At 65.2% G+C, this 4,910-nt stretch carries 4 protein-coding genes; 3 read left to right on the top strand and 1 reads right to left on the bottom strand.

Annotated elements, in window-relative coordinates:
- On the top strand, positions 1 to 1,881 hold a 1,881-nt coding region (gcvP, locus tag BIS11_RS10725; protein WP_253586033.1), incomplete at its 5' end, for an aminomethyl-transferring glycine dehydrogenase.
- Positions 1,882 to 1,960: 79 nt separating this feature from the next.
- Here gcvP and BIS11_RS10720 read toward each other — a convergent pair.
- Positions 1,961 to 2,851, bottom strand: coding sequence for a LysR family transcriptional regulator (locus BIS11_RS10720; protein WP_253424217.1), 891 nt, complete (start codon positions 2,849 to 2,851; stop codon positions 1,961 to 1,963).
- 194 nt (positions 2,852 to 3,045) lie between these two features.
- Between BIS11_RS10720 and ppnN the strand changes: the two genes are divergently transcribed.
- Both ppnN and BIS11_RS10710 read left to right on the top strand, forming a co-directional pair.
- A complete protein-coding gene (gene ppnN, locus BIS11_RS10715; protein ID WP_301282994.1) occupies positions 3,046 to 4,431 on the top strand; it encodes a nucleotide 5'-monophosphate nucleosidase PpnN in 1,386 nt (461 codons plus the stop codon).
- A gap of 60 nt (positions 4,432 to 4,491) precedes the next feature.
- A partial coding sequence (locus BIS11_RS10710) for a sulfite exporter TauE/SafE family protein (RefSeq protein ID WP_253586032.1) occupies positions 4,492 to 4,910 on the top strand: 419 nt, incomplete at its 3' end.

Raw genomic sequence — 4,910 nt, 5'->3', positions numbered from 1 at the left:
GCTCAGGCGCTGCTCGCCAACATCGCCGGCTTCTACGCCACCTACCATGGCGCCGAAGGGCTCAGGAAGATCGCCGCTCGCGTCCATCGCCTGACCACGCTGCTGGCGCTGGGCCTGGAGCAGGCGGGCGTGGCGCTGGCCAATGACAGCTGGTTCGACACCCTGCGCCTGACCGGCGTGGACGCCGGCAAGATCCATGGCCGGGCGATGACCCAGGAGATCAACCTGCACTATTTCGAGGGCGGCGACATCGGTGTCAGCCTCGACGAGACCACCACCGCCCACGACCTGGCCGCCCTGTTCGACGTGCTGCTCGGCGACGAACACGGCCTTTCGCTGCCGACACTGGAAGAGAAGGCGCTAGCGGATCAGCGCAGCGGCATTCCGGCCGCCTACCGTCGGGAGAGCGATTTCCTGACCCACCCCACTTTCCAGCGCTACCGCAGCGAGACCGAGATGCTGCGCTACTTGAAGCGCCTGGAGAACAAGGACCTGTCGCTGGCGCACGCCATGATCCCGCTGGGCTCGTGCACCATGAAGCTCAACGCCACCAGCGAGATGATCCCGATCACCTGGCCGGCGTTCGCCAAGCTCCACCCCTTCGCCCCGCGCGAGCAGGTGGCGGGCTATCACCAGATGATCGACGAACTGGCGGCGTTTCTGGTCGAGATCACCGGCTACGACCATGTCTCGATGCAGCCCAACTCCGGCGCCCAGGGTGAATACGCGGGGCTCCTGGCCATTCGCCGCTACCAGGCCGCCAGCGGCGAGGGTCATCGCGACGTCTGCCTGATCCCGAGCTCCGCCCATGGCACCAACCCGGCATCGGCGGCCATGCTGAGCATGGAAGTCGTGGTGGTAGAGTGCGACCGCCTGGGCAATGTCGACCTCGATGACCTGACCAGCAAGGCCGAGCAGTATCGCGATCGCCTCTCGGCGATCATGATCACCTACCCCTCCACCCACGGCGTGTTCGAATCCCACGTGCGCCAGGTGTGCGAGGTGGTCCACAAAAACGGTGGCCAGGTCTACGTGGACGGCGCCAACATGAACGCCCAGGTCGGCCTGACCCGCCCGGGCGACTTCGGCGGCGACGTCTCGCACCTCAACCTGCACAAGACGTTCTGCATTCCCCACGGCGGCGGCGGCCCGGGCATGGGGCCGATCGGCGTGAAGGCGCACCTGGCGCCTTATGTTGCCAACCACGTGGTCACGCCGATCAAGGGCGTCAAGACCGAGGGCGGCGCGGTGTCGGCGGCGGCTTTCGGCAGTGCCGCGATCCTGCCGATCTCCTGGGCCTACATCAAGATGATGGGCGCCCGCGGGCTTCGCGAGGCGACGCAGTTGGCCATTCTCAACGCCAACTACATCGCCAAGCGGCTTGAGGCGAGCTACCCGATCCTCTATCGCGGCGAGAACGGCACCGTGGCCCACGAGTGCATCATCGACATCCGCCCGCTCAAGCAGAGTTCGGGTATTTCCGAAGAGGATATCGCCAAGCGCCTGATGGACTACGGCTTCCACGCGCCGACCATGTCCTTCCCGGTGCCCGGCACGCTGATGATCGAGCCTACCGAGTCCGAGTCACTTTACGAGATCGACCGTTTCTGCGCGGCGATGATCGCCATTCGCGAAGAGATCGAGCGGGTCGAGAGCGGCGAGTGGCCGCTGGACGACAATCCGCTGGTCAACGCCCCGCACACCCAGCGCGACCTGGCCGACGCCGAGTGGAAGCACCCCTACGATCGCATGCTGGCGGCGTTCCCGAGCGACGCGGTGCTGGCGGCCAAGTACTGGCCATCGGTCAACCGGGTCGACAACGTGCTGGGCGATCGCCAGTTGATCTGCTCCTGCCCGAGCATCGACGAGTACCGCGCCTGACAAGGCGCCGGTTTTCGTGACAACAAAGCCCCCGCGACCGAGTCGCGGGGGCTTTTTCGTGGGCGAGGCGCCATGAGAACTAGAGCATGGTTTCCTGGAGGCGCTGCGCCTTGAAGCCGTTCAAGAGCTTTTCGTAGCGCTTGGGCAGCGTGGCGTCACGCCGGCGCAGCACGTAGAGCACCTCGTCGACCGTGACCGGCAGCGCCAGCGCCCGCACCTGGCGCTGCCAGGGCGAGGTTTCCAGCACCAGGCGCGACACCACGGTGAAACCGAGCCCGCGCGCCACGGCGTCCAGCACCATGCTCACCTCGTTGGTGAACCCCTGGTGGCGAAAGTGGCTCATCGAGCGGAACTCCTCCGGAAAGTTGGCGCGCAGCAGGTGATTGGCGTGGTTGATGCCGTCGTAGTAGTTGATGAAACCGAGCCCCATCAGCTCCGCCAGGGTGTTGCCGGTGAAATCCGCCGGCACCACCAGGCACAGTGGCTCCTGGTGCCAGACGCTGCACTCGAGATCCGGGTTCTTCACCGCTTCGGTGACGATCCCCACGTCGTAGCGCCCGTCGAGCAGGTCGCCGACGATCTCGTGGTTGAAGGCGAAGCTGTAGCTGACCGTCAAATTGGGATGCATCTGCTGCTGGCCGAGAATGAACGGGTAGAGCATCAGCCCCACGCTTCCCGGCGAAGCCAGGCGACACTCGCCGCTGTCGATGGAATCGTCGTCCAAGGCGTGGCGAAACTGCTCGTGCTCGGCGAAGAGCTTCAGGGCGTAGTCGTAGGCGCGCCGGCCGGACTCGGTCAGGCTGAAGCTCTTGCCCTTGCGCTCGATCAAGGTCTTGTCCAGGTAGCCTTCGAGCTTTCGAACGTGCTGACTCACCCCGGGCTGGGTCATCTCCAGCCGGCGCGCGGTGCGCGTGAAACTGCCGGTTTCCACCAGCGTGATGAAGGTTCGAAAGTAGTGAGCATTGAACATGGTAGGCGCCTGGCAAGAGTAACGTCGGGCGCCGCTTGCGAGGCCACCCGGATGCCTAGGTTAGCATAACCGCCGGGGCTCGTGGCCTTGCGCGCAGCGCCGGAGGTAAGGGATAGTAGGCAGGAGACAGCAGGCAAACGCTTGTCACGCTTGGAATCATTGCTCGCTCACCAGCCAAAGGGATAGCTCCACGCATGAATCAACCGCAGGCCCCGCGCCCCACGATGTCCAGCATCATCTCCCCGGAAGGCAGCCTCGAGGTGCTTTCCCAGCAGGAGGTCAACCGCCTGCAGAGTACCTCCCAGACCGGCCTGCACGACCTGTTGCGCCGCTGCGCCCTGGCGGTGCTCAACTGCGGCAATCCTTCTGATGACAGTCTGGCGATCCTCGAAGCCTACAAGGACTTCGATATCGAGGTGCTCCAGCAGGACCGCGGCATCCGCCTGAAACTGACCAACGCGCCGGCGGAGGCGTTCGTCGATGGCCACATGATTCGCGGCATTCGCGAGCACCTGTCGTCGATCCTGCGCGATATCGTCTACGTCTACAACGAGATCCAGCACCATAACCGCTTCGACCTGACCACCGGCGAGGGCACCACCAACGCGGTGTTCCACATCCTGCGCAAGGCGGGCACGCTCAAGCCCGGCCTCGACCCGAGCCTGGTGGTGTGCTGGGGCGGCCACTCGATCTCGCGCCAGGAGTACGACTACTCCAAGGACGTGGGCTATCACCTGGGCCTGCGCGATCTCGACATCTGCACCGGCTGCGGGCCGGGGGCGATGAAGGGTCCGATGAAGGGCGCCAACGTGGCCCACGCCAAGCAGCGACGCAAGGGCGGGCGTTATCTGGGCATCTCCGAGCCCGGCATCATCGCCGCGGAAGCACCCAACCCGATCGTCAACGAGCTGGTGGTGATGCCGGACATCGAGAAGCGCCTGGAAGCCTTCGTGCGCCTGGGCCACGGCATCATCGTGTTTCCCGGCGGCGTGGGCACCGCCGAGGAGATCCTCTACCTGCTGGGCATCCTGCTCCACCCGAAGAACGCCGCCACCCCCTTCCCGCTGATCTTCACCGGCCCTGCCGATTCCGCCGCCTACTTCGAGAAGATCGACGAGTTCCTGGTCTACACCCTGGGCGAAGAGGTGCGCCGCTTCTACACCATCATCACCGGCGACCCGGTGGCCGTTGCCCGACGCATGCGCGAAGGCATCGACGAGGTCGCTCGCTTTCGCCGCGAGCATCAGGACGCCTTCTACTACAACTGGCGACTCAATATCGACCGCGAGTTCCAGGCACCCTTCGAGCCGACCCATGCGGCCATGAAGAGCCTGGCGCTTCACCGCAACCAGCCCACCCACGAGCTTGCCGCCAACCTGCGCCGCGCGTTCTCGGGAATCGTGGCCGGCAACGTCAAGGAGCCGGGCATCCGCGCGATCAAGGCTCACGGCCCTTTCGTGCTCTCGGCAGAGCCCGAGTTGATGACACGCCTGGACGCGCTGCTCGACTCCTTCGTCGCCCAGGGGCGCATGAAGCTCGACGGCCAGCCCTACACGCCCTGCTACGTTCTCGAGCACTGACCTTCACGAGCCCGGCCGCGCGCCGGGCTCCCTCTCGCGGATCATCATGGGAACCAACGCGTGTTCATTGCCATCATCACCCTGCTGATTGCGGGGATCGTCAAGGGGGCGATCGGCTCCGGCGTGCCGGTCATCGTGGTACCGGTGTTTACCATGCTCTACAACGTCCAGACGGCGATTGCGGTACTGCTGGCATCGAATCTGTTCAGCAATCTGATCCAGGTCTGGCAGAACCGTCGCCACCTGCTGCCGCTGCGTTTTCTGGCGGCGTTTTCGCTGGCCGGGTGCGCAGGTATCGTGGTCGGCACCTGGGGGCTGGTGGCACTTTCTCACGACCTGCTGTCGCTGGGCGTGGCCGGCGCCATCGTGCTCTATCTCGCCATCAAGCTGCTCAAGCGCAAGATGGCGATGCCGATGGACGTGGCCCGGCGTCTCGTGCTGCCGGTAGGGTTCGTCGCCGGTATCCTGCAGGGGGCGGC

Source organism: Halomonas sp. 707D4, assembly GCF_024158685.1.
Taxonomy (GTDB): Bacteria; Pseudomonadota; Gammaproteobacteria; order Pseudomonadales; family Halomonadaceae; genus Vreelandella.
Note: the sequence above shows the minus strand (reverse complement) of the source record. Positions and strands in the feature narration are given on the sequence as shown.

Bases quoted from the DNA above. Each gene is read 5' to 3' on its own strand.
- BIS11_RS10720 (WP_253424217.1), bottom strand. From the start codon at position 2,851: ATGTTCAATGCTCACTACTTTCGAACCTTCATCACGCTGGTGGAAACC.
- ppnN (WP_301282994.1), top strand. From the start codon at position 3,046: ATGAATCAACCGCAGGCCCCGCGCCCCACGATGTCCAGCATCATCTCC.